Consider the following 21,182-nt stretch of genomic DNA (forward strand, 5'->3'; position numbering starts at 1 on the left):
TTCAGCCTATTGTAAAGCAACGCCGTACGCGCGGGGAATACTTCACTTGTTTTCGGTTTGCTCCCAGCTGAGCAGCACGTTTTCCACTTGCTGCACCAATTGTTCTTTGTCGGGGATGTGGGAAACGTATCGTGAAGCGAATATGGCATTCTGCAATCCGCCGAGTGCATATTCGGCGGTAACGACATCTTTGTCGGTACACAAGATGATGCCGATGGGAGGATTATCGAATTCGTCGTTCATCTCGCGAGCGTAATAATTCAGGTACATGTTGATTTGCCCGACCGCCTCAGGCATCAACTTGGAAGTTTTCAGCTCGATCAGGACATATGCACGAAGAAGCTTGTTGTAGAAGACCATGTCCACGTAATAGTGCGTGTTGTTGAGCGTGATGCGCTGTTGTGTGCCGACGAACATGAAGCCTTGCCCTAGTTCGAGGAGGAACTTCTCCATATGTGCTATGAGTGCGCGTTCCAGTTCGCTCTCCGGTAAAGGGGCGTCGTCAGGGATTCCTAGGAATTCGAATACGTACGGATCCTTGATAATCTCGGCGGGTTGCAAGGCGCGAGCTCTGTTGGTTGCGAGAGCGGGATTGCCTTGCACGCTTGAAGAGCTGTTCGCTAGAAGCAGACGCTCGTACAGCGACGTTGAGATCTGCCGCTTGAGTTCGCGCACCGACCATCCGCCGGCAATCGCTTCGCGTTCGTAGAAGCTCCTCTTATCGGGATCTGAAATGATCAAAAGCTCGCAATAGTGGGACCAGCTCAATTTGCCAGACAGTGTCTGGCAAATTGGATAATCCAAGTAGAGTAGGCGCATGTTTTGCAAATTAGACCGCGAGAATCCCTTACCGTACTCTTCCGTCAGTTCTCGAGATAGTCGCTTGAGCGTCGCTGCGCCGTACTCCGCACGATTGGGGTTTGTCTGCTCGTGCTCCACGATGACGCGGCCGATGTTCCAGTAGGTAACCAGCATTTCATGGTTCACGTGCGCTACCGCGTGTCGGCGCCCCTGCTCCAATACAAGTTTGATGTCATTGAAAACGGACTCGTAGGATGCGATTTCTTCGTAAGGCATGGCAAGTCTCCTCTTCGATTCCCGGGGATGAGAAGATCTTGCTGGATCTTGCAGGCGTGGTACGGGCAGCGGGGGCACGCTGTCATCTATGGGCCGTCCATCTGAGGATCGGCGCCTGCACTGGTTCTCCGTTCGTGCAGTATAACAAAACGGGAACCTCATTCGAAGTCCCCGTTTTGTTCGAGCATGGTTCAAGTGCGTTGTTCGAACGAGCCTATTCTTTCAGGTTGATGTTCTTGGTGTCGGTGATCAGCATGCAGCCGGGGGCGTGGGTGATGGCGAAGGGCGGCTTGCTGTTCATGACGATGGACTGGGGCGTGACGCCGCAGGCCCAAAACACGGGCACTTCGCCGTCGCGGATTTCCACGGGGTCGCCGAACTCGGGATGCATGATGTCTCGCACGCCGATGGCATCCGGGTTTCCGATATGGATGGGCGCGCCGTGCACCTTCGGGATGGCGCCGGAGATCTGCACCGCCTTCACCACCTGGTCGTAGGGGATGGGGCGCATCGACATCACCATGTTGCCGCTCATGGAGCCCGCCGGCGTGCACGGCACGCCCGTCAGGTACATGGGCACGTTGCAGCCCATGGTGTTGTGGCGGATCTCGATGCCGGCCTCGATGAGCTCGGACTCGAACGAGAACGAGCAGCCGATGACGAACGACACGAGGTCGTCGCGCCAGTAGTCCTCGACGTTCTCCACCTCGGCCACCAGCTTGCCGTGCTCGTAGATGCGGTAGCGCGGGAAGTCGGTGGCAATGTCGCAGTCGTTCGCGCAGATGGTGGCCTCGCGCGCGCCCACCTCGGTCACTTCCAGCAGCGGGCACGGCTTGGGGTTGCGCTGCGCGAACAGCAGGAAGTCGTAGGCTTGCTCCTTCGGCAGCACGATGAGGTTCGCCTGCGCATACCCGGGACACAGCCCGCTCGTCGGCGCCGTGAACTCCCCCGAGCGAATGAGATGCCGCGCCTCAACCGGAGAAGCGGAAAGCATCTGCGCCCAAACGTCGTCAGCCACGCCCTCGGGCTTGACGGGAACTTGAGCATCCATCATAAGAGAACCCCTTTCCTCGGTGTTGTTCTTATTATGGCACTTCGGAAGTCGCTTTCGAGCAGCGTCTTTATGACCGCCATGTTGTTTCCGAGTCACGTGTTCCGTGCCTTGGCAGAGATCGCACGCTATGCACGATTTTGCGCGCGAATCGCAGAAGCCGACCAGCGATTTCTCCGAGATGACGTGCTGGTTACCCGAAAAAATCGTGCATAGCGTGCGATCTCTGCCAAGGCGGGGTGGGCCGATGTTTTTCTGTTCCCGAACCGGGTGGCCGATCGCAGGTTCGAGGGGTTGAGGACGGCGGCGTCTTTTGCTGGCGCCGCACGGGATCCTTCGACTCCGCGCCTGCCGGCGCTCCGCTCAGGATGACAACCTGCGGGGCTCGGCCTCCGCTCAGGATGACAACCAGGTAGCCCATCCCTTTCTCTCTCAAAACGGCGAACCTCGCAACCCGCACAAAAAGGGCTTTTCGAGCCTACGTCCGATGCCGCCCTCGCCGCCCGCAAGCCCCCCGCCGGTCCATGAAGGGCGACGTAAGACGTGCGAAGGGGTTCTGTCGGGCGGCGTTCACCAAGCGAGTTCCGCACGAGCCGAAACGCCCAGTGGGCGTTTCGTGCGAGCAGGACTGTTTGAGCGACTGAACGTTGCCCGACAGAACCCCGCCAGAAACCCCTACACTTCGCCCTTCATGAAGCGCTCGATGAAGCTGGTGTCGGCGTGGCCGGCGGCGAACGTCTCGTTCTCCATGATGGCGTACTGGAAGTCCAGGTTCGTCTTCACGCCCACCACCACCATCTCCTCCAGCGCGGTGCGCATCTTCGCGATAGCCTCGGTGCGGTCGCGTCCATGCACGATCACCTTGGCGATCATGGAGTCGTAATACGGCGTGATCTCGTAGCCGTCGTACGCCGCCGTGTCCACGCGCACGCCGTTGCCGCCGGGCAGGTGCATCTGCGAGATGGTGCCGGGCGACGGCAGGAACCCGCGCTCGGGCTGCTCGGCGTTCACGCGGCATTCGATGGCGTGGCCGCGGTACGTGATGTCGTCCTGCGTGAACGTCAGCGGGTCGCCCGCCGCCACGCGGATCATCTCTTCCACGAGGTCGGTGCCCGTGACCATCTCGGTGACGGGGTGTTCCACCTGGATGCGCGTGTTCATCTCCATGAAGTAGTAGTTCAGCTTATCGTCCAGCAGAAACTCGATGGTGCCCGCCGACGTGTAGCCCACGGCCTGCGCCGCGCGCACGGCGGCTTCCAGCATCTCGTCGCGCACGCGCTCCGTCATCACGGGCGAGGGGCTTTCCTCGATCATCTTCTGGTGGTTGCGCTGCACCGAGCAATCGCGCTCGCCCAGGGCCACCACGGTGCCGTACGTATCGGCGATGATCTGCACCTCCACGTGGCGCGGGCTCAGCACGCAGCGCTCCAGGTACATGGTGTTGTCGCCGAACGCGCCCACGCTCTCGCGCTGAGCGATGGAGAACTGCTCGGAGAAGTCGTGCTCGTCGTGGCTGATGCGCATGCCCTTGCCGCCACCGCCCGACGACGCCTTGATCATGATGGGCCAGCCGATCTCGCGTGCCATCGCCAGCGCTTCCTCCGGATGGTGCACGGGCTCCTTCGTGCCGGGAACCACGGGCACGCCCGCCTCCATCATGGTCTTGCGGGCCTGGCTCTTGTTGCCCATGCGGTCCAGGACCTCGGGCGCGGGGCCGATGAACACGATGTCGTTCTCGCGGCACAGCTTCGCGAACGTCGAGTTCTCCGACAGGAAGCCGTAGCCGGGATGGATGGCCTGCGCGCCGGTGCCCTTCGCGGCGGACAGGATGGCGGCGATGTTCAGGTACGAGTCGCGCGCGGCGGGCGGGCCGATGCACACGCTCTCGTCGGCCAGGTACACGTGCAGCGAATGCTTGTCGGCCGTGGAGTACACGGCCACCGTCTTGATGTCCATGGCGCGGCAGGCGCGGATGATGCGGACGGCGATCTCGCCGCGGTTGGCGATGAGTATCTTGTCGAACATGGCGCGCGCCGCCCTAGTGCGTTTCGCCGGCGGCGGTGGCCACGCGGAACAGCGGCTGGTCGTATTCGACCTGCGTGCCGTTGGCTGCCAGCACCTCCACGACGATGCCGGGGGCGGGCGTGGTGATCTCGTTCATCATCTTCATGGCCTCGACGATGGCCAGCGTCTGGCCGGACAGCACTTCCTGGCCCACCTTCACGAAGGGATCTTCGTCGGGGCTGGGCGAGATGTAGAACATGCCCACCATGGGGCTGCGCACGAGGATGGAGCTTTCGTCGGCGTCCTCGACGGCGGCCGCTTCGTGGCTTTCGGTCTTGCCGGCCAGCAGCGCGCTCACGCGATCGGCCATGAGCGGCAGCGCGGTAGACGAGAGCGGGCCGTGGTTGCGCTCCAATTCGATTGTCGTTTCGCCGTCATCCACGCGCAAGGCCGTGAGCTCGGCCTTGTCCATGATGGCGATCAGTTCTTCGATGGCTTTCGTATCCATGGCGGTTCTCCTACGTTTGTGACGGGGTTCTGTGACGGCCGGCTTCGGCGAACCCCTACCTACTTCTTCTTCGTCTACGTCGTTGCGCGTTCGGTGGTGTCGGTTGCGTCGGGCGGTTGTTTCTTTGGCGGGACGGTTCCCAGGGCGTTGCGGTTGCCGACGCGCTGGGAGCGATCGGCTCGGTCGATCCACAACATGTCGGCCTGCGACTTGCGTGCCTGTTCCTCCAGGATGGGGGTCAGGCGCCGCGCCGTGCGCCGGGGCGATATGCCGTCGGCGCTGGGCCGCCTCACTTTCAACGCCAGCATTTCGAACAGGTGCGCCTCTTCGCGCAGCAGCGCTTGGGCCTCCTGCACGCCGATGGACTCGAAGCGGATCTTGCCGCCCGGCGGACGTTGCACCAGCTTCGGGATGTCCACGCTGGCGATGGTGCCGATTTTCGCGTAACCGCCGGTAGTTTGCCGGTCGGCCAGCATGATGATGGGCCGTCCGTGCGACGGTACCTGCACGGCGCCGAACGCCACGCCGTCGGAGATGATGTCGGACCCGTGCTTCGTCTCGATTTCCGGTCCGTCCAGGCGGTACCCCATGCGGTCGCATTTCGTGGTGGTGGTGTACGCCTGCCCGTAGAACGTAGCCAGGCCTTTGTCGGTGAACATGTCCTGCTGAGGCCCGGGCACCACGCGCACGGTGATTTCGTCGCGGTCGAAGCCGTAGAACTCGTTGTCGCCGTCGATGCGGTGCGACCCTAGGTTGGGCAGGAAGTCCACGCTCTTCGTGGAAAACGGCAGGTAGTCGCCGACGATGAGCGTGCGACCCTTCCATCCGCCGAACTCGCACTTGAGGTTCGTCGAGCGACTGCCCATCACTTCGGGCACGCGCACGCTGTTGCCCGCGATGGCCAAGTAACCGTAGCAGCCGGTGCGCGACGCCTTGAAGCGCAGGATGGAGCCGCGCCGCACCATGACGGCCGCGTACATGGGCACGGGTTCGCCGTCCAGCGTCGGCGCGAAGTCGCCGCCCGTGATGGCGAAGCAGGTGTTCGTGGTGAAGCGCACCGTGGGTCCCGCCAGCGCGAATTCCAGCACGGGTGCGCCGGGGTCGTTCTCCACCAGGAGGTTCGCGATGGCGAACGCGCGATGATCCATCACGCCGTTCGTGGAGAAGCCGCTGCCCTGATAGCCGAAGCGCCCCACGTCCTGGATGGTGGTGATCACACCGGGTTTTTTGACGACCAGACCCATGCTACTCGCCTTCCACGAAGATGCCGTACGAATACGTGCCCGCGGCCAGCTGCGCTTCGATGGCGGTGTACTCGTCGGGCGTGATGGGCACGAAGCGCAGGTACTCGCCCGCTGCGTACAGGATGGGTTCCTCACGATCGGGATCGTAGGGTTTGAGCGGCGTGCGCCCGATGATCTGCCAGCCGCCGGGGGAGGCCAGCGGGTAGATGCCCGTCTGCGCGCCGCCTATCCCGACGCTGCCCGGCTCGATGCGCGTGCGCGGCACGGCCAGGCGCGGCGTGTGCAGGCGCTCGTCGAGGCCGCCCAGGTAGGCGAAGCCGGGAAGGAAGCCCAGCATGTCGATGAGGTAGTCGCGCTCGGTGTGGATGGCGATCACTTCGTCTTCGGAAAGGCCTGCCAGTTGCGCCACGTTCGCCAGGTCGGGGCCGAACTCGCCCCCGTAGCACACGGGGATGGGCACGATCTTGCGGATGCTGAGGTCGGCCTCGCCCACGTCGCGCAGCTTGGAGCGCAGCTTCGTGGACAGCTCGTCGAACGTGATGACCAGGGGGTTGTAATACACCATAAGCGAGCAGAACGTGGGCACCAGCTCGGTGATGCCCCGAATGGGATCTGCGGTAAGGTTGTCTGCGGCCATGCGGATCTTGGCGCTCGTCTCCGCGGATATCGCATGGGCGAATTCCAAGTTGAGCGCCGAGTCTCCTGCGATGGTGATGGTGAATCCCGCCATGCAATTCCGTCCTCTGGCGTGTGCGTCGTCTTATGATGTGCGCCCCGTGCTACACTTGTAGGCTGGTCACATAGATAAGGATTGTAGCATATATGGAAAAAGCGCTTTTCCTGGCCGCGTTCTTTTTCGCATACACGGTCCAGGCCATCACGGGATTCGCAGGGAACATCTTCGCCATGCCGGTGGGCACGACGCTGCTGGGCCTGGAATCTACGGTGTCCATCCTCAACGCGATGGGCTTTTTCGCCTGCGGCTTGCTGACGGCGCTCAACATCAAGAGCGTGAATTGGCGCGAGCTTGGCAAGATCCTGGGCGTGATGATCGTGTTCATGGTGCTGGGCATTTGGCTGGATACCCTGGTGCCCCTGCATATCCTGTTGAAGATCTACGGCGTGATCATTGTGATCATCGGTATCAAGAACCTGGCGGTGCCCCAGCAGAAGTTCATGCCGGAATGGGCGCTGTGGATCATTCTCGCTCTGGCCGGCCTGATCCAAGGCATGTTCGTGTCGGGCGGCGCGCTGCTGGTCATCTACGCGGTGCAGAAGCTGCGCGATCAGCAGCAGTTCCGCATCACGCTTTCCGCCGTGTGGACCGTGCTCAACCTTATTTACGCAGGCATCGCGTTTCAGCAGGGGCACTTCACGGGCGACGTCGTCCAGATCATCGTGTTCTGCGTGCCGTTGGCCGTGCTGGCCACGTTTCTGGGCAGCAAGCTGCAGAAGAAGATCAGCCAGGAAAGGTTCCTCAAGCTCACGTACGTGCTGTTGTTGTGCGTCGGCGTCATCTTGCTGGTTACGTCGTAGCGTTCGGCGGCGCGCGGAGGTGCTGCTTGGGGTACAATGACCCCAGATGCAATCGAGGGAAAGGAACGACCATGGCGCAGGAATACGCTCGTATCTTCGCCGCGCTCGACGGCGCGTCGACGCAGGAAGCGGTCGCGCAGCGCGCGGTGACGCTCGCTGCGGACAACCACGCGAAGCTCATGTTCGGCCACGTGATCGATTCGGTTCCCTACGAGGCTTCGGGCGTCGATTTCGAAGCGCTGTGCGCCGAGGGCAAAAAGCGCATCGAAGCCGACCTGGCCGACGTGTTGGCTGCGGCGCGCCAGAACCCGGACATTCCTTCCGTGGAGGTGTCTGTGCATGCGGGGCGCATCGCCGACACGCTGGAGCACGAGCTGATCGAGCCGTTCGAGCCGAACCTCGTGGTGTGCGGCGAGCGCGGGCTGTCGAACATCAAGTACGTGTTCGTGGGCAGCGTGTCCACGTTCCTCATCCGCAACCTCCGCTGCGACGTGCTGGTGGTGAAGCAGTAGGGAACGAGGCAGAATGAGACAGGTGAACGGGGCCGATGGCTCGCTCCGTTTTCTGCGAGAAGAAGCGAATCGCTCGATCGGTTGGAGCCGGTCGGGCGATTCTCGTTTCAGCCCGCCGAGGGGGGGTAGGGCTTGACGACGGGCATCGTGCGCTGTCGGCTACCCCTCGCGGCACAGGTCGATGATGTCCTGCTTGGAGTGGACGTCGAGCTTTCGGTACACGCGCTTCGTATACGTCTTCACGGTGTTCTCCGAGACGTCGAGAGCGCGCGCGATGGCGGCCACCGTTTCCCCGAGGGCCAGCAGCTCGAGCGTTTGACGCTCGCGGTCGGTCAGGCCGTGTTGGAGGGCTAAGCGCTCGCACGGGTTCGCGCGGGTGACCGCGAGGGGCGCTGATGCCGGTTGGTCGTCTCCGACGGCGCATTGTCGCCCGAAAGCCTCGGTTTCGGGTGCAAAAGCGCGGTTTTCGGGCGACAATGCGTCCGTGGAGTGCGCGGGCGCGACGTCGGCCAAGCGAGGCTGGCGCATGAAGGCCGCCAGTTCCGCACGGGTATGCACGTCGAAGGCTCGGTAGATCTTCTGCGTATGGTATTTCACGGCGCTCGGCGAGAGGTAGAGATCCTGCGCGATGCGCGCGATGGTGCGACCCTCTAGAAGCTGTTTGAAGACGGTGGTTTCCAGATCGCTCAGCCCGTAGGCGGCGGCGACGAGATCGGGTTCGGGCGCGGCGACGATCTGGATCGGCGCGGAGGCAAGCCGGGTTGCGTCGGCGGGTTCCGAGGCGGCGCCGCCGGACGGTCGCGCGTCTTGCTCGGGCGGCGGTGAAGGCTGCGGATCGCTGCGGCGCGGGATGCGCTCGCGGCCAAGGAGCCAGGAAGCACCCAGCATGACCAGGTACAGCGTTCCCAACCCGATGAGGGCGAACCCGGCGTTCGTCCCCGGAAGGTACACGCGGGTCAGCGCACCCGCTTCCGTTCCCGCCAGCAGGCACAGCAGCGAAACCGTGTCGCTTGCAGCGTACAGCGGCATGACGGGTATGCGCGCAGCCTTTCCCACTTCGGCGATGGTGCAGGCCAGCACGATGCCGCACATCATGTAGCCCGTGGTGGCCAGTGTGCCGGCAATAGCGGGAGGGACGGCTTCCGTCAGCCCTGGCAGCACCAGCAGGCCCAGCGCGGAAAGCGGCAGCGCCACGCGGTAGCTGCCTTCCAGCTTGAACGGCTGGCGAAACAGCAGCGCGGGCACCGACATGATGACCAGCACGCAGGCGGAAATCCCCAGCACGAGGTACTGCATGAGATCGGGATCGATGTCGGGTTGCCCCGATAGGCTGGTGACGAACCCGCTGAGCAGGGCGAACAATCCTACGGCGAGCACGCCTTTGCCCACAAGCGGCGCGACGTCGGCTATCTGGCTGGAGAAGGTGCGCTCGATGGGCCGTGCGACGCGCAGCCGGGTGGCGCAGGCGCATGCCGCCAGCAGCGATGCCAGGGTGATGGGGATGTACCATTCCTGCGGGTATTGCAGCACGATCGCGCACAGCGCGGTGGCGGCCGCATGGCTGCCCAGCAGGAACAGGTAGCTGGTGCGGTAGGAAAACATCGGCAGCGCCGACAGCCACAGCAAGCTGAGCACCGCCTGGCCGACGCCGATGAGCACCGTGCCCGCCACGAACCCGGGCTGCACGCCTGCGCTGCATGATCCCGGCACCAGCGCGAATCCTATGCACAGCGCTACGGCGGCGAAACCGGCCGCCTTCGAGCCAAGGGGCTCGTGCGCGACGTTGCGGTACCGCAGGGCGACGGCTACGAACGCTGCTGCGTGCGTAGCGCCGAGCACCGGCATGTATGTGCCGTCGTCGAATGAGGGCACGCTGGCGAACGCGGTGGTCGCATGGTAGCTGAGGATATTGGCAAGCAGGAGAAACGCATATCCTGCGTAGCATGCTGCGCGCGTAGCCATGTTCGATCTCCCCTCCATGCCCCGAGCCATCCGCTTCCCGTGCGGATGCCGCGCCCTGCCCTACATGATACCCGTCGCGAAGCGCCGCGCTGCTCATTTTGGCCGTTTCGGGTGACAGAAAACCGGGTCTTGGCGGCTCTGGGTGATGCCCGTTTGCCTGCCGCTTCGTATGCTGGAGGCGTGGTTGGCGGCCTTTCGGCGGTCGTCCATTTCGTCAAAGGAAGAGGGAAGGGGATCATTATGAGAGAGCAGAAACTCACCCGTCGCACGTTTCTCGGCTTGGGCGCGACAGCTGCGGTGGCCGGGGCGGCCGGCCTCGCGGGATGCGCGCCGGCTGCGAAAAGCGATGCGGGCGCAGACGCAGGCGCGGCCGAGGGCGGCGCGGCAGGTTCGGGCGGCGCAGCGACGGGCGGCAACCCCACCGAGTTCGTGCCGTCGTTCATGAACCCGCCGGCGCCCGTCGACGAGTCGAAGGTAACCGAAACCGTCGACGTCGATGTGTGCGTGGTGGGCCTCGGCCTGGCGGGCGTGTGCGCGCTGCGCGAAGCCGCGGAGTCGGGCGCGAAGACGTTCGGCTTCGATAAAGGTTCCGACGTGGGCTACCGCTCGGGCGAGTTCGGCACGTTCGGCAGCGAGATCCACAAGCAGCTGGGCATCGAGCAGCCTGAGACGCAGGAAGTGGTCAACGAGCTGATGAAGGTCATGGGCAACCGCCCCAATGCGCAGCTGCTGAACTATTGGATCGCGAACTCCGGCCCGGACTTGGACTGGTACATCGGCACTGCCGAGCACGAGCTGCTGACCAGCGACCACGACGTGCCCACCGACCCCGAGAAGCCCTACGTGTTCCCTGAGCGCTTCCCGGTGAACGAGAACTACAATTGGCGCGAGGAGAACTACCCGTGCTTCCCCGGCATGGTGCACCTGCTGCCCGATCACGGCTGGGCCATGCACGGCACGCTGGAGGCCGCGCAGAAGGCCGGCGCCGAGGCGCGTTTCAACCTGAAGGGCGAGCAGCTCATCAAGGAAGGCGACAAGGTGGTGGGCGTGTACGCGTCCGACGAAGACGGCAACATCGTGCGCGTCAACGCGAAGAAGGGTGTCGTGCTGTCGTGCGGCGACATGTCCAGCGACACCGAGATGCTGACGTACTACGCGCCCCAGGCCACAAAGTACGGCTGCTTCTTCAGCACCATGGACAAGAGCGGAAAGCCGGTGAACACGGGCGACGGCCACAAGATGGCCATGTGGGCCGGCGCGGTCATGGAGGACGGCCCCTATGCCCCGATGACGCACAGCCTGGGAACGAACTCCGTCGGCATCGACCCGTTCCTCATGGTGAACCAGGACGGCAAGCGCTTCGCCAACGAGGACGTGGGAGCGCAGGAGCTGCAGAACGCCATCAAGCGTCAGAAGGGCGGCGTGTCGTACCAGATCTTCGACAGCAAGTGGAAAGAGCAGCTGTCGGCGATGCCCCAGTGCTTCGGCGGCGTGACGCACTACATCCCGCCCGAGCAGGAAGCCGAGTACGAGCACGCCATCAACCACTTCGCTGCGGGCTACGCCTCCGACACGTACTTCCAGGGCGAGATCGAGCAGGGCTCCATCATCCCGGCCGATTCCATCGAGGAGTTGGCGAAGGCCGTGAACATCCCGGCTGACGCGCTGGTGGAGACGGTGGAGCGCTACAACGAGCTGGCGCACGCGGGCAAGGACGCGGACTTCTCCAAGGTGTCCACGCGCCTGTTCCCCATCGAGAACCCGCCGTACTACGCGGTGCCGTTCGGCGACTCGGGCATGTTGGTGCTGATCGGCGGCATCGACTGCGACGTCGACTGCCGCGCGCTCGATGCCGAGAAGAACCCGGTGCCCGGCCTGTTCGTGGCGGGGAACACCATGGGCGGCCGCTTCCTGGTGGACTATCCCGTGACGGTGGCCGGCGCCAGCCACTCGATGGCCATGTCGTTCGGTCGCCTGGCCGGTCGCAAGGCGGCAGAAGGCAAGTAGCGCGAAGCCCTGCGGCGCGCATCGCGCGCGCCGCAGGGTGCCGGGCGGCGTTGCCGCCCGGCACCCTCGCGCGGCTGCGCTGCGCGAGGCCTCCTGTACCGTACCGCCCAAGGCCGCTCGCCTCCCTCCCCGAGCGGCCTTGGTCTTGCGCGGCGCTACTGCGGCAACACGTAGCGCCGCGCTGGTCCGAAATCGTCCGGCAATCGTCCGACAATCGTCCGAAATCTACCGGCGATCTACCGAAAATCGTCCAAAATCTACCGAAATCTACCGGTCGGTGTGTAAGCGGGGGCGGTTGGGCGGGGCGTCGGGGTGCCCCGGCTGGGGTGCTCTGGCGGAAGTGGGCGAAAAACGGCTCCTGTGACAAATTTCGCGCGGTCCGGCGGGCGCGCGGCGGTGCGTCCGAATACATAACCCCAGGTGGCGAAAATCTCGCGTGCTCCTTCCTGCTGAAAACCGCTCGCAGGATTGTCATGGGAGCCGATTCGCGCCCACGGATTGGGAATGTGCGCTGCCGGGCGGGGCGCGACCCACGCGCCCGCGGGTCGGAGGCTCCGCAGCATGGAATCACGGTTGTGAACGATTTTTCGACGCGGAAATCTTTCGAAAGCCTGCGAAAGGCCTGGTCGGCTGTGTCGGTCCGATGCAAGAATCGTTCATAACCGTGATTCCGTGCTAGGGGTGGCGGGTCGGCGCGCTGTCGGACGGCGGCTCCCGCGCGCGCTCGCGGATCGGGGGACGCGGCTTCGACGGCCGCCGGTTTCCGGATCGTGCGCAGTCGGCTGCGATCCGGATCGCGATACAGAGGGGCGGGGTTGATGCCCCGTTCCCGTTTCCTGCGAGAAGAGGGAACCGCCCGATCGGTTGGAGCCGGTCGGGCGGTTCTCGTTTTCCAGCTCGCCAAGGGGGAGGGGAGGTCGGCGAGTGTGGACGGGGTTGTTCGGTTTACAGCTGCGCCAGGATGCGGCCGACCAGCATGCCGTGCGTCAGCGCCATGCCATGGCTGATGCCGGGAGCCGGCAGGGGGTAGTCGACGAGGAAGCGGCCGCCTTGGGCGTTGCCCACAGCGTACAGGCCCTCGATGACCTCGTCCTCGGTGTCCATCACGTTGAAGTCCACGTCGGTTTGCAGGCCGCCCATGTTCACGAGGATCACCGTGTCGGTGAGCGGGTAGGCGTAGAACGGACCTTCCTCTACGGGGAACAGACGGTCGGCGCGCTTGCCGAAGTCCTCGTCGTTGCCGGCGGCCGCCAGCTCGTTATAGCGCTCGATGGTGGCGGTGAGCGCGGCTTCGTCGACTTCCATGAGCTTGGCCAGCTCGGCGATGGAGTTCGCCGTCACGCCCAAGGCCTTCTCGCCCTCGAAGTAGCTCAGGAAGCCCGGCGTGTTGCCGTCTTCGTTATCCTCGTCGGAGATGTAGGCGTTTTTGCCGTACGAGCCGTTGGGCACGTCGGCGCCCGACTCCACGTACCAGTTCACGTTGCCGTGGCCGGTGTCCATGTACTTGATCTGGTCTTTCCACTTGCTGTCGAAGATCTGCCAGGCCGTCTTCTTCGGCAGGCGCGAAAGCTGGTTCTGGAACGGCTGGCCTCCCACGTCCTCGTTCATGAAGCGCTCGCCGTTGATGTCCACCAGCAAGAACGCATCCATGCCCAGAGGTCCGCCCAGGTGGTGCGTCATGGGAGCGTGCGGACCGTCCTCCATCTTCGCGCCGATCCACATGCCCATCTGCTGGCCGTCGCCCGTGTTCGTCTTCTCGCCCTTGGCGTCGACGTTCGGGAAAATGCTCATGAAGCGGTCGGACCACGGCACGTAGTAGCTCATCATTTCGGCGTTCGAGGCGTAGTCGCCCGTAGCCAGAAGCACGGCCTTGCTGGCGGTGATCTTCTTGTAATCGCCGTTCTCGTCTTCGACGATGACGCCTTCCACGCGTCCTGCGTTGTCCGGACGCACCAGCTGGCGGGCGAACGTGGAGTACAGGAACTGCACGCCGGCCTTTTCGCAAATGTCCACCATGTTCTGGATGTAGGGGCCGTTGTCGGGCAGGCAGATCTGGCAGTCGTCGAAGATGGGGTAGAAATCGTCGGCGATGTTGGCCTCGGCGGGATGCGGCCAGTGCATTTTGCGGACGCTCATGGACTTGCCGTCGTAGGTGTCGGATTCCGCCTCCACCACGTACTGACCCTCGCTGGCGGCCAGGAACCAATCGAACGCCTCGCCGGAGTTGTCGGCCCACAGGTTCAGGATGCGCTGGTTGGGGCGGTAGCCGCACTCTTTCATGATCTGGCCGACTGCGGCGTTCTTGTCGATGTGGATGCCCAGGTCCTCTTGGATTTTGCCGCCGATGCAGCCCACCTGGTTCGAGCGGTACTGCCACGTGGTGGCCTTCTCCACGACGACGATGTTCTTCGCGCCGCTTTCCACGGCTGCGCGAGCCGCGCTGATGCCGGAGAGTCCGGCGCCCACGATGACGATGTCGGCTTCGACGGTCTCTTTGATGTCGCTGTCGGCAATGGGGCTCGGAGCGGTCAAGAAGCTCGGTCCGCCGGCGGCGGTGGAGCCGGATGCGGCGCTGGCGTCCGATGCGCCTGCGCTTGCCGCGTCGCTGCTGGCTTGCGGCGAGCAGCCGGCCAGCCCTGCGGCTCCGGCGGCCATGGCGGCTGTGGCGCCCAAGCCTAGAAACGCGCGGCGGGACAGCCCTCGTTCATTGCGTGACATGGTCATGTCGTCCTCCCTGTTCGAAGTGTTCTCGCGTCATCCCTCATGTGACGCTGGCATGACGATACGTCGCAGCGCGTGGTTTGCCGCCGACCCAAAGGGTTGATTCCGAAGGAGGTGGGTTGATATCGTCCCAAAGGGTTGATGCTGGCGTGCGTTCGCGCTCCGGGTGAAAAAGTCCGGTACAATGACGGAAGTTTTCAGGGGCGTGCGAGGGGCGAGCGATCGTCCGGAGGGAGGAGGATCGGTGAAGGCTGCGTTCTCGTCGACAAGCCGCGAATTCACTTCGCGCTACGCCGGTCTAAGCTTCTACTGGGCCTGGGTGTTCTTGTCGTTCAATTCGCTGGATATAGTGGGAGGGGACGGACGGGCAATCTCGATAGTGCACATTATGTCGTCGGCTACCGCTATGGTGATGTTTGCGGTATGTGCGTTGAGCTGGCGCTCGGTGATGGGGTGGGCGGCCAAGCGCGTTCGAATCGTGCTGCTGGCATGCGGCGTGACGGCGCTTGCCGGAACCTGCCTGTACGCACTCCCCTTGTTCTCCGCTTTGCCTGCGGCGATGGGCGCAGGCGCGTTTGCCACGGGATTCGCTTGCACGCCTATCGTCTTGGCTTGGGGTGTAATCTATCGTGACCTCGACGCCCGGCGCGCCGTGCTGTTCACGTCCATGACGTTTCTGGGCGCCGCCTTGCTGTACGGGGCGATCATGCTGCTTGGGTCGACGATGGCGCCGGTTGCGGTGTCGCTGCTGCCCTTGGCCGCGGCGGTTGCTGCGATGGTGAGCTTGCGCGATTGGCGGGCCGAATGCGCGCCGGATGCCGAAGCGCGCCGCCGCGCGCGGAGCGAGATACGCGACCTCGTGCGCACGGCGCTGTCGTGGCGCGTGCTGGTAGGGCTGATCGCGGCGTTGTTCTCGTATGGCGGGCTGCGGGTGTATTTCGGCTCGGTTGCGCCGAGCGTGTTCTCGGATCCCGCGCTCATGGCGGGCACCATCGCGTTGGCGGCGTTCGTGTTCTTCGTGTATGGCGCTCTGGTGTCACGCACGAGCCTCAACCTTGGCGTGCTGTACCGTATCGCCATGTCGGTGTGGGCGTTGGCGTTCGTGTTGATCGCGCTGGTGGGTCACGACAACGTGACGATGGTGTTCTTCATGGCGTCGCTCAGCTCGGTGCTGTTCGAGGTGCTCACCTGGGCGCTTTTGGTCGAAATCGCGCGCACGACTCATTTTGCGGCGCTGCTGGTGTTCGCGGTGGGCCGTTTGGCCGTGCATGTGGGAATAGTGGCTGGCGAGGTGGCTGCGTTTGCATTGATCGACGATATGGCGTTGTTCGCGGTTGTGGCCGTGTTCGTGTTGGTGGCGTCGACGGGTTTCGCGTTCGCCGACCGCGATACCACGTTCGCATTTGAGAGCCCGACGCCGGCCGAGTTGGAGCGACTTTCCGGTGGGGACGGGCGTTCGCATGCCGACGAGTCGGTTTCGTCTGGCTCGGGGGCTGCGGGCTCTGCGGTTGAGCCGGCGGATGCGAGCCTTGTTCCTGTCGCCGCGGACGTTGGGGCGCGCATCGAAGCGCTGGCGAAAGCGTATCAGCTATCGCCGCGCGAGAAGGAGGTGTTCGCTCTGTGGGTGACGGGGCACGGCTCGAAGTACATCCAGGAGAAGTTCGTCATCTCGCCGGCAACGGTGAAAACCCATGTGCGCCATATTTACGAGAAGTGCGATGTCCACAACCGCGCCGAACTTATGCGCAAGCTGGAAGAGGCCGGCTGAGAAGCGACGCGGCTTCGACGCGCTGCCGGGCGGCATTTCCCGCGCGTGCCCGCGGATCGGGCGTGCGGCTTCGGCGCGCTGCCGGTTTCCGGAACGTGCGCCGGTCGGCTGCGATCCTGCGAAAGCGCGGCGTCCTTGCTTGGCGCCAAAACGACGAAGCCCTCCAACATCTGGTCGGAGGGCTTCGCGGGGGGCGGTCGCGGAGGCGCGCCCTTAGGCGCGCGTTGCCAGCTTGCGGTTCACCACGCGCTTGAACATCACGGTGAGCAGCACGAGGCCCACGCCGATGAGGATGTGGCCGATGCCGGCGATGCCCGAGATGGCGGCGTCGGGCATCGCAAGCGGTGCTCCGGTGACTTCCACGACGCCGCGCACCAGCATCATGCACACGGTGACGACCAGGCCAACGTTGTACACGATGTAGAATGGCTTGAACAGCTTGTCGCCGGTGAAGTCGTCCTGCAAAGCGAACAGCGTGGCGATCAGGAATACCGCGAACCCGAGCACCAGCAGGTGCGGGTGCATAAGTCCCAGTGTGGTCTGCCCGGTGAACTGCGCGAAGTTCGTGAACTCGCGGAAGAATACGCCTGCCGCCGCCCCGGCGATAAGGTATACGAGTGCGGTGTTGATCAGTTTCTTCATAAGGATCCTCCCTGGTCCGTATGGTCAAATATGAACGTTGTTCATTATCCGAGGTTTCTTTTTCCGAAGGGGATATGTCACCAAATCGTCATCAATTGCCGTTTCCCTGCGGGCGATCCACGAGCGCGAGCGGTTGTGCTACCCTGTTCCTCATCGAAATCAACGGCGGAGCCGGGCGACAAGACGAGGACGTGGTGCATATGGTGAACGAGAGAATGTACGGCTTGGGAGCCGAGCCGAGCGCGATTCGCGAGTTGTTCGCGTACGGCATGGTGCGCAAGGCGGAAATCGGCGCCGAGAACGTGTTCGACTTCAGCATCGGCAACCCTAGCGTTCCCGCGCCCGATGCCGTGAAGCAGGCGGTGCTCGAGCTCATGGACGAGGAGCCCAGCGCCTTGCACGGCTACACGCCGGCAGCGGGCGATCCGCGCGTGCGCCAGGCCGTGGCTGACCATATTCGCCGTCGCTACGACGTGCCCGCCCAGCCCGAGCAGGTGTACCTCACGGCAGGTGCCGCCGCAGGCTTGGCCATCTCCATCTCGGCCGTCACCGAGCCTGGCGACGAGGTCATCATCATCGCCCCGTTCTTTCCCGAGTACAAGGTGTGGATCGGCACGGCGGGATGCGCGTGCGTGGAGGTGCCGGCGCATGTGCCCGACTTCCAGCTGGATATCGACGCGCTTGCGCAGGCCATCGGACCGAAGACGGCCGCCATCATCCTCAACTCGCCGAACAACCCGGTGGGCGCCGTGTGCTCGCGCGAGAACCTGGAGGCGTTCGCCGCGCTGCTTGCGCGCAAGGAAGAAGAGCTCGGCCGCAAGCTGTACGTTATCAGCGACGAGCCGTACCGCGAGATCACGTACGGCGCCGAGGTTCCCTACGTGCCGTGCGTGTGGCCGCGCACCATCGTGTGCTACTCGTACTCGAAGTCGCTGTCGCTGCCGGGCGAGCGCATCGGGTATCTGTACGTGTCCGACCTGATGGACGACGCGCGCGAAGTGTCCACGGCGGTGGCCGGCGCGGGCCGCGCGCTGGGCTTCATCTGCGCACCGGTGCTGTTCCAGCGCGTTATCGCGCGCTGCATCGATGAGCCTTCCGACGTGGCGGCCTACGCGGCCAACCGCGAGCTGCTGACGACGGGCCTCGGCGAGTTGGGATACGAGTTCGTGGAACCGCAGGGCGCGTTCTACCTGTGGGTGCGCGCGCTCGAGGACGACGCGCAGGCGTTCAGCGATCGCGCGAAGGCTCATGAGCTGCTGCTGGTTCCATCCGACAGCTTCGGCGTCGGCGGCTGGGTGCGCGTGAGCTACTGCGTCTCGCGCGAGGTCATCGAGCGCAGCATGCCCGCGTTCAAGGCTCTCAAAGAATCGTACGAAGGCTAAGGGCTTGCCGTAAAGGGCCGGCGACGCGGCTTCGGCCGTCGTTGTCGGCTTTTTGTTTTGCCGAACCGGAAAGGTCGGGAAAAAGTGTTGCCCTCCTCGAACTAATGATGGCGCTCTCGTCCTCGACGCGCGATAATATCGCTAGATCGCTTTGCTGCGATAAAGCAGCATAGCGATGCAGACGGTATAGGTTCGAACAAGGGGACACACGATGGCTCAGCAAGACGGTTCTCCGGCGAAGGCGTCCGGAGAGAACATCGAGCAGTTCGGCTACAAGCAGGAACTGCGAAGAGGTATGGGACTATGGGACGTGGTATTGTACGGCGTCCTGTTCATGGTGATTATCGCGCCGCAGTCCATTTTCGGCACCATCCAGCAGAACAGCCACGGCATGACGCCGCTGGTGTACATCATCGGCTTCGTGGCCATTCTGTTCACGGCTATGAGCTACATGCGCATGAGCAAGCGGTTCCCCATTGCGGGTTCGGTGTACTCCTACGTGCAGCGCGGCATCAACCCGCACGTGGGCTTCATGGCGGGCTGGCTGATCCTGCTCGACTACGTGCTGGTTCCCTCCTTGCTCATCGTCATGGTGATGAACTGGGGCGTGGCGCTGGTGCCGGGCAGCCCGGCATGGCTGTGGGCTGTGGCGTTCATCGCGTTCAACACGTTCGTCAACATTCGCGGCATTCAGATGAGCCGCGGCGTTGACTGGGTCATCTTCATCGTCGAGATTGTGGCCGTGGTCGCGTTCATCGCTCTTGGCACCAACTTCGTGTTGGGCGGCGGCGGCGCGGGCGGCTTCGTCCTCGACCCGATCTACCAACCGGGTCAGGTGGACGCGCACTTCGTGGCGGCGGGCATCTCCATCGCGGCGCTTTCGTTCCTGGGCTTCGACGGCATGTCCACGCTGGCCGAGGAAACGCACGAGCCCGAGAAGAACATCGGCAAGGGCATCATCATCGCACTGTCCATCATCATCGTCGTGTTCGTGGCGCAGACCTACATCGCCGCCATCGTGCAGCCCGATTGGGCGGCCACCGATCCCGACATGGGCTTCTTCGATTCCGTCTACCTGGTGGGCGGGCCGGTGTTCTACAAGATCATGTTGCTGGTCAACATCGTCGCGGTGGGCATCGCCAACATCATCAACGCGCAGATGGCATCCTCGCGCCTGCTGTACAGCATGGGCCGCGACGGCGTGATCCCGCGCGTGTTCGGCAAGGTGCATCCGAAGTTCCAGACGCCGTGGTTCGCCTCCATCTTCTTGGGCGCGATCACGCTGTGCCTGGCGCTTCCGCTGCAGGACTACATGGGCACGCTGGCGGGCTTCGTGAACTTCGGCGCCCTGTCGTCGTTCATCCTGCTGAACTTCGCCGTGTTCTGGTTCTTCTTCGTGAAGGAGAAGAAGCGCGCGTCGTTCAAGGACATCCTGATGTACCTCATCTGCCCGTTCATCGGCATAGCCATTTTGGGCTACGTGTTCACCGGCTTCGAGTGGGCCACGTATGCCGTGGGCGTCACCTGGCTGGTCATCGGCCTGATCATCGGCGCGGTGAAATCCAAGGGATACAAGGAAGTGCCCGAGGCGTTCAAGAACCTGGAAGTGTAAGGACGCATTCGTTGATTGAAGGGACGGCCGCGGCGTATTTGCCGCGGCCGTTCGCGTTTTCGTTCCCCGCAACGCATCATCGCCCGAAAAACACGCCTCAGCTTCGATTTCCGTGTTTTTCGGGCGATGATGGTGCGCAAGCCGAATGAGAAGGAGATGACGATGGGCGAAGGAAAGGCCGTGCTGGCCGTCGGAGCCATCATGGTGGACATGCTGTGCCAGGTTGCGCGCCTGCCCCGATCGGGCGAGGGGATCGTGGTGGAGGAGTCGCGCGCCGTCGTGGGCGGTTGCGCGTTCAACGCGGCGAACGTGCTGCGGCAGCTGGGTGCTCCGTACGAGCTGTTTGCGCCGGTGGGGTGCGGCATCTTCGCCGGGTTCGTGGAACGCGAGCTGCGCGAGCGCGGGCTCGAGGCGCCGCGGTTCGATGATCGCGACAGCGGCGGCTGCATGTGCTTCGTGGAGCCGGGCGGCGAGCGCACGATGGTCACGCTGCCGGGCATCGAGCGTCATTTCGTGCGCGCATGGTTCGACCGTGTCGAGGCCGCGCGCTTCGGTTGCGGGTTCGCGAGCGGCTACGAGGTGGAAGGGCCGGGCGGCGACGCCATCATCTCGTTCTTCGAGGATCATCCCTCTATAGAGCTGTATTATGCGCCCGGCCCGCGCGTCTGCGGCGTAGGCGCGCAGAAGACGGCCCGCATCAACGCGTTGCATCCGGTATGGCATCTGAACGACCAAGAGGCGCTTGCGTATACCGGGCGCGCCACGGTTGAAGAGGCGGGCGCCGCCATCGCCGAGAAGTGCGGCAACGCGGTGGTGATCACGGCGGGCAAGGACGGCGCGCATCTGTTCGTCGATGGGCGGCATGCGGTGGTTTCTGCCGGGCTTGTGGATGTGGTGGACACCGTCGGCGCGGGCGATGCGCATCTGGGCGCGCTGACCGCGGCGCGCGCGGCTGGACACTCATGGGAAGACGCGCTGGCGTTGGCGAACCGCGTGGCCGGAGCGGTGTGCGGCGTGGAAGGGTCGACGCTGACCGACGAGGCGTTCGCGAGGACGGGTGCGCGGCTGTAGGACGCGTTGTCTGATGGCGCAGTCGTTCGTTGAGATATTCTCTGACGAAACTGTTATCTATACGTAAACTTGTCGTACAATTGAA

16 protein-coding genes are annotated in these 21,182 nt (G+C 63.8%); 7 read left to right on the forward strand and 9 right to left on the reverse strand.

Annotation, left to right across the window (positions count from 1 at the left end; all coding sequences use genetic code 11):
* Positions 1-42 precede the first annotated feature (42 nt).
* From HMPREF1023_RS08190 to pxpB, 6 genes are all read right to left on the reverse strand, one after another.
* Complete coding sequence (locus tag HMPREF1023_RS08190) at positions 43-1,077, reverse strand: YhcG family protein (protein WP_009305743.1); 1,035 nt, start codon at positions 1,075-1,077, stop codon at positions 43-45.
* Positions 1,078-1,291: 214 nt separating this feature from the next.
* On the reverse strand, positions 1,292-2,131 hold the full coding sequence (locus HMPREF1023_RS08195; protein ID WP_009305744.1) for a putative hydro-lyase: 840 nt from the start codon (positions 2,129-2,131) through the stop codon (positions 1,292-1,294).
* A 672-nt stretch (positions 2,132-2,803) separates the two neighbouring features.
* A complete protein-coding gene (gene accC, locus HMPREF1023_RS08200; protein ID WP_009305746.1) occupies positions 2,804-4,153 on the reverse strand; it encodes an acetyl-CoA carboxylase biotin carboxylase subunit in 1,350 nt (449 codons plus the stop codon).
* Positions 4,154-4,166: 13 nt separating this feature from the next.
* The gene (gene accB, locus HMPREF1023_RS08205; protein WP_009305748.1) at positions 4,167-4,640 is read right to left on the reverse strand and encodes an acetyl-CoA carboxylase biotin carboxyl carrier protein; all 474 of its coding nucleotides are present in this window, start codon (positions 4,638-4,640) and stop codon (positions 4,167-4,169) included.
* 74 nt (positions 4,641-4,714) lie between these two features.
* A complete protein-coding gene (locus tag HMPREF1023_RS08210) occupies positions 4,715-5,884 on the reverse strand; it encodes a biotin-dependent carboxyltransferase family protein (protein ID WP_009305751.1) in 1,170 nt (389 codons plus the stop codon).
* Between the two features lies 1 nt (position 5,885).
* Complete coding sequence (gene pxpB, locus HMPREF1023_RS08215; RefSeq protein WP_009305753.1) at positions 5,886-6,614, reverse strand: 5-oxoprolinase subunit PxpB; 729 nt, start codon at positions 6,612-6,614, stop codon at positions 5,886-5,888.
* A 92-nt stretch (positions 6,615-6,706) separates the two neighbouring features.
* Between pxpB and HMPREF1023_RS08220 the strand changes: the two genes are divergently transcribed.
* Together HMPREF1023_RS08220 and HMPREF1023_RS08225 are read left to right on the forward strand one after the other, a co-directional pair.
* Positions 6,707-7,420, forward strand: a complete 714-nt coding sequence (locus HMPREF1023_RS08220) for a sulfite exporter TauE/SafE family protein (RefSeq protein ID WP_009305754.1) — start codon at positions 6,707-6,709, stop codon at positions 7,418-7,420.
* A 71-nt stretch (positions 7,421-7,491) separates the two neighbouring features.
* Positions 7,492-7,932: a universal stress protein gene (locus HMPREF1023_RS08225; protein WP_009305757.1), complete on the forward strand. Its 441-nt coding sequence runs from the start codon at positions 7,492-7,494 to the stop codon at positions 7,930-7,932.
* Between the two features lie 159 nt (positions 7,933-8,091).
* Here the strand turns inward: HMPREF1023_RS08225 and HMPREF1023_RS08230 are convergent, their stop codons facing one another.
* Positions 8,092-9,894 (reverse strand): LuxR C-terminal-related transcriptional regulator, encoded by a 1,803-nt coding sequence (locus tag HMPREF1023_RS08230; protein WP_009305759.1) that lies wholly within the window; start codon positions 9,892-9,894, stop codon positions 8,092-8,094.
* Between the two features lie 240 nt (positions 9,895-10,134).
* On the opposite strand from HMPREF1023_RS08230, the gene HMPREF1023_RS08235 reads away from it, so the two are divergent.
* Complete coding sequence (locus tag HMPREF1023_RS08235) at positions 10,135-11,901, forward strand: FAD-dependent oxidoreductase (protein WP_009305760.1); 1,767 nt, start codon at positions 10,135-10,137, stop codon at positions 11,899-11,901.
* 945 nt (positions 11,902-12,846) lie between these two features.
* On the opposite strand, the gene HMPREF1023_RS08240 is transcribed toward HMPREF1023_RS08235, so the two are convergent.
* Positions 12,847-14,619 carry an FAD-dependent oxidoreductase gene (locus HMPREF1023_RS08240; RefSeq protein ID WP_229033388.1) on the reverse strand — a complete coding sequence of 591 codons (1,773 nt, stop codon included), beginning with the start codon at positions 14,617-14,619 and terminating at the stop codon, positions 12,847-12,849.
* Between the two features lie 247 nt (positions 14,620-14,866).
* Between HMPREF1023_RS08240 and HMPREF1023_RS08245 the strand changes: the two genes are divergently transcribed.
* Entirely contained in the window at positions 14,867-16,390 is a 1,524-nt protein-coding gene (locus HMPREF1023_RS08245) for a helix-turn-helix transcriptional regulator (protein ID WP_009305762.1), read from the forward strand.
* 213 nt (positions 16,391-16,603) lie between these two features.
* On the opposite strand, the gene HMPREF1023_RS08250 is transcribed toward HMPREF1023_RS08245, so the two are convergent.
* Positions 16,604-17,032, reverse strand: a complete 429-nt coding sequence (locus HMPREF1023_RS08250; RefSeq protein ID WP_009305763.1) for a DUF2871 domain-containing protein — start codon at positions 17,030-17,032, stop codon at positions 16,604-16,606.
* 200 nt (positions 17,033-17,232) lie between these two features.
* Here HMPREF1023_RS08250 and HMPREF1023_RS08255 point away from each other — a divergent pair, with 200 nt between their 5' ends.
* The 3 genes from HMPREF1023_RS08255 (at position 17,233) to HMPREF1023_RS08265 (ending at position 21,097) form a co-directional block, all read left to right on the forward strand.
* On the forward strand, positions 17,233-18,414 hold the full coding sequence (locus HMPREF1023_RS08255; protein ID WP_035577440.1) for a pyridoxal phosphate-dependent aminotransferase: 1,182 nt from the start codon (positions 17,233-17,235) through the stop codon (positions 18,412-18,414).
* A 211-nt stretch (positions 18,415-18,625) separates the two neighbouring features.
* Positions 18,626-20,026, forward strand: coding sequence for an APC family permease (locus HMPREF1023_RS08260; RefSeq protein WP_009305765.1), 1,401 nt, complete (start codon positions 18,626-18,628; stop codon positions 20,024-20,026).
* Between the two features lie 162 nt (positions 20,027-20,188).
* A complete protein-coding gene (locus HMPREF1023_RS08265) occupies positions 20,189-21,097 on the forward strand; it encodes a PfkB family carbohydrate kinase (protein ID WP_009305766.1) in 909 nt (302 codons plus the stop codon).
* The last annotated feature ends 85 nt before the right edge of the window (positions 21,098-21,182 follow it).

The organism is Eggerthella sp. 1_3_56FAA (genome assembly GCF_000185625.1).
GTDB classification, from domain to species: Bacteria; Actinomycetota; Coriobacteriia; order Coriobacteriales; family Eggerthellaceae; genus Eggerthella; species Eggerthella lenta.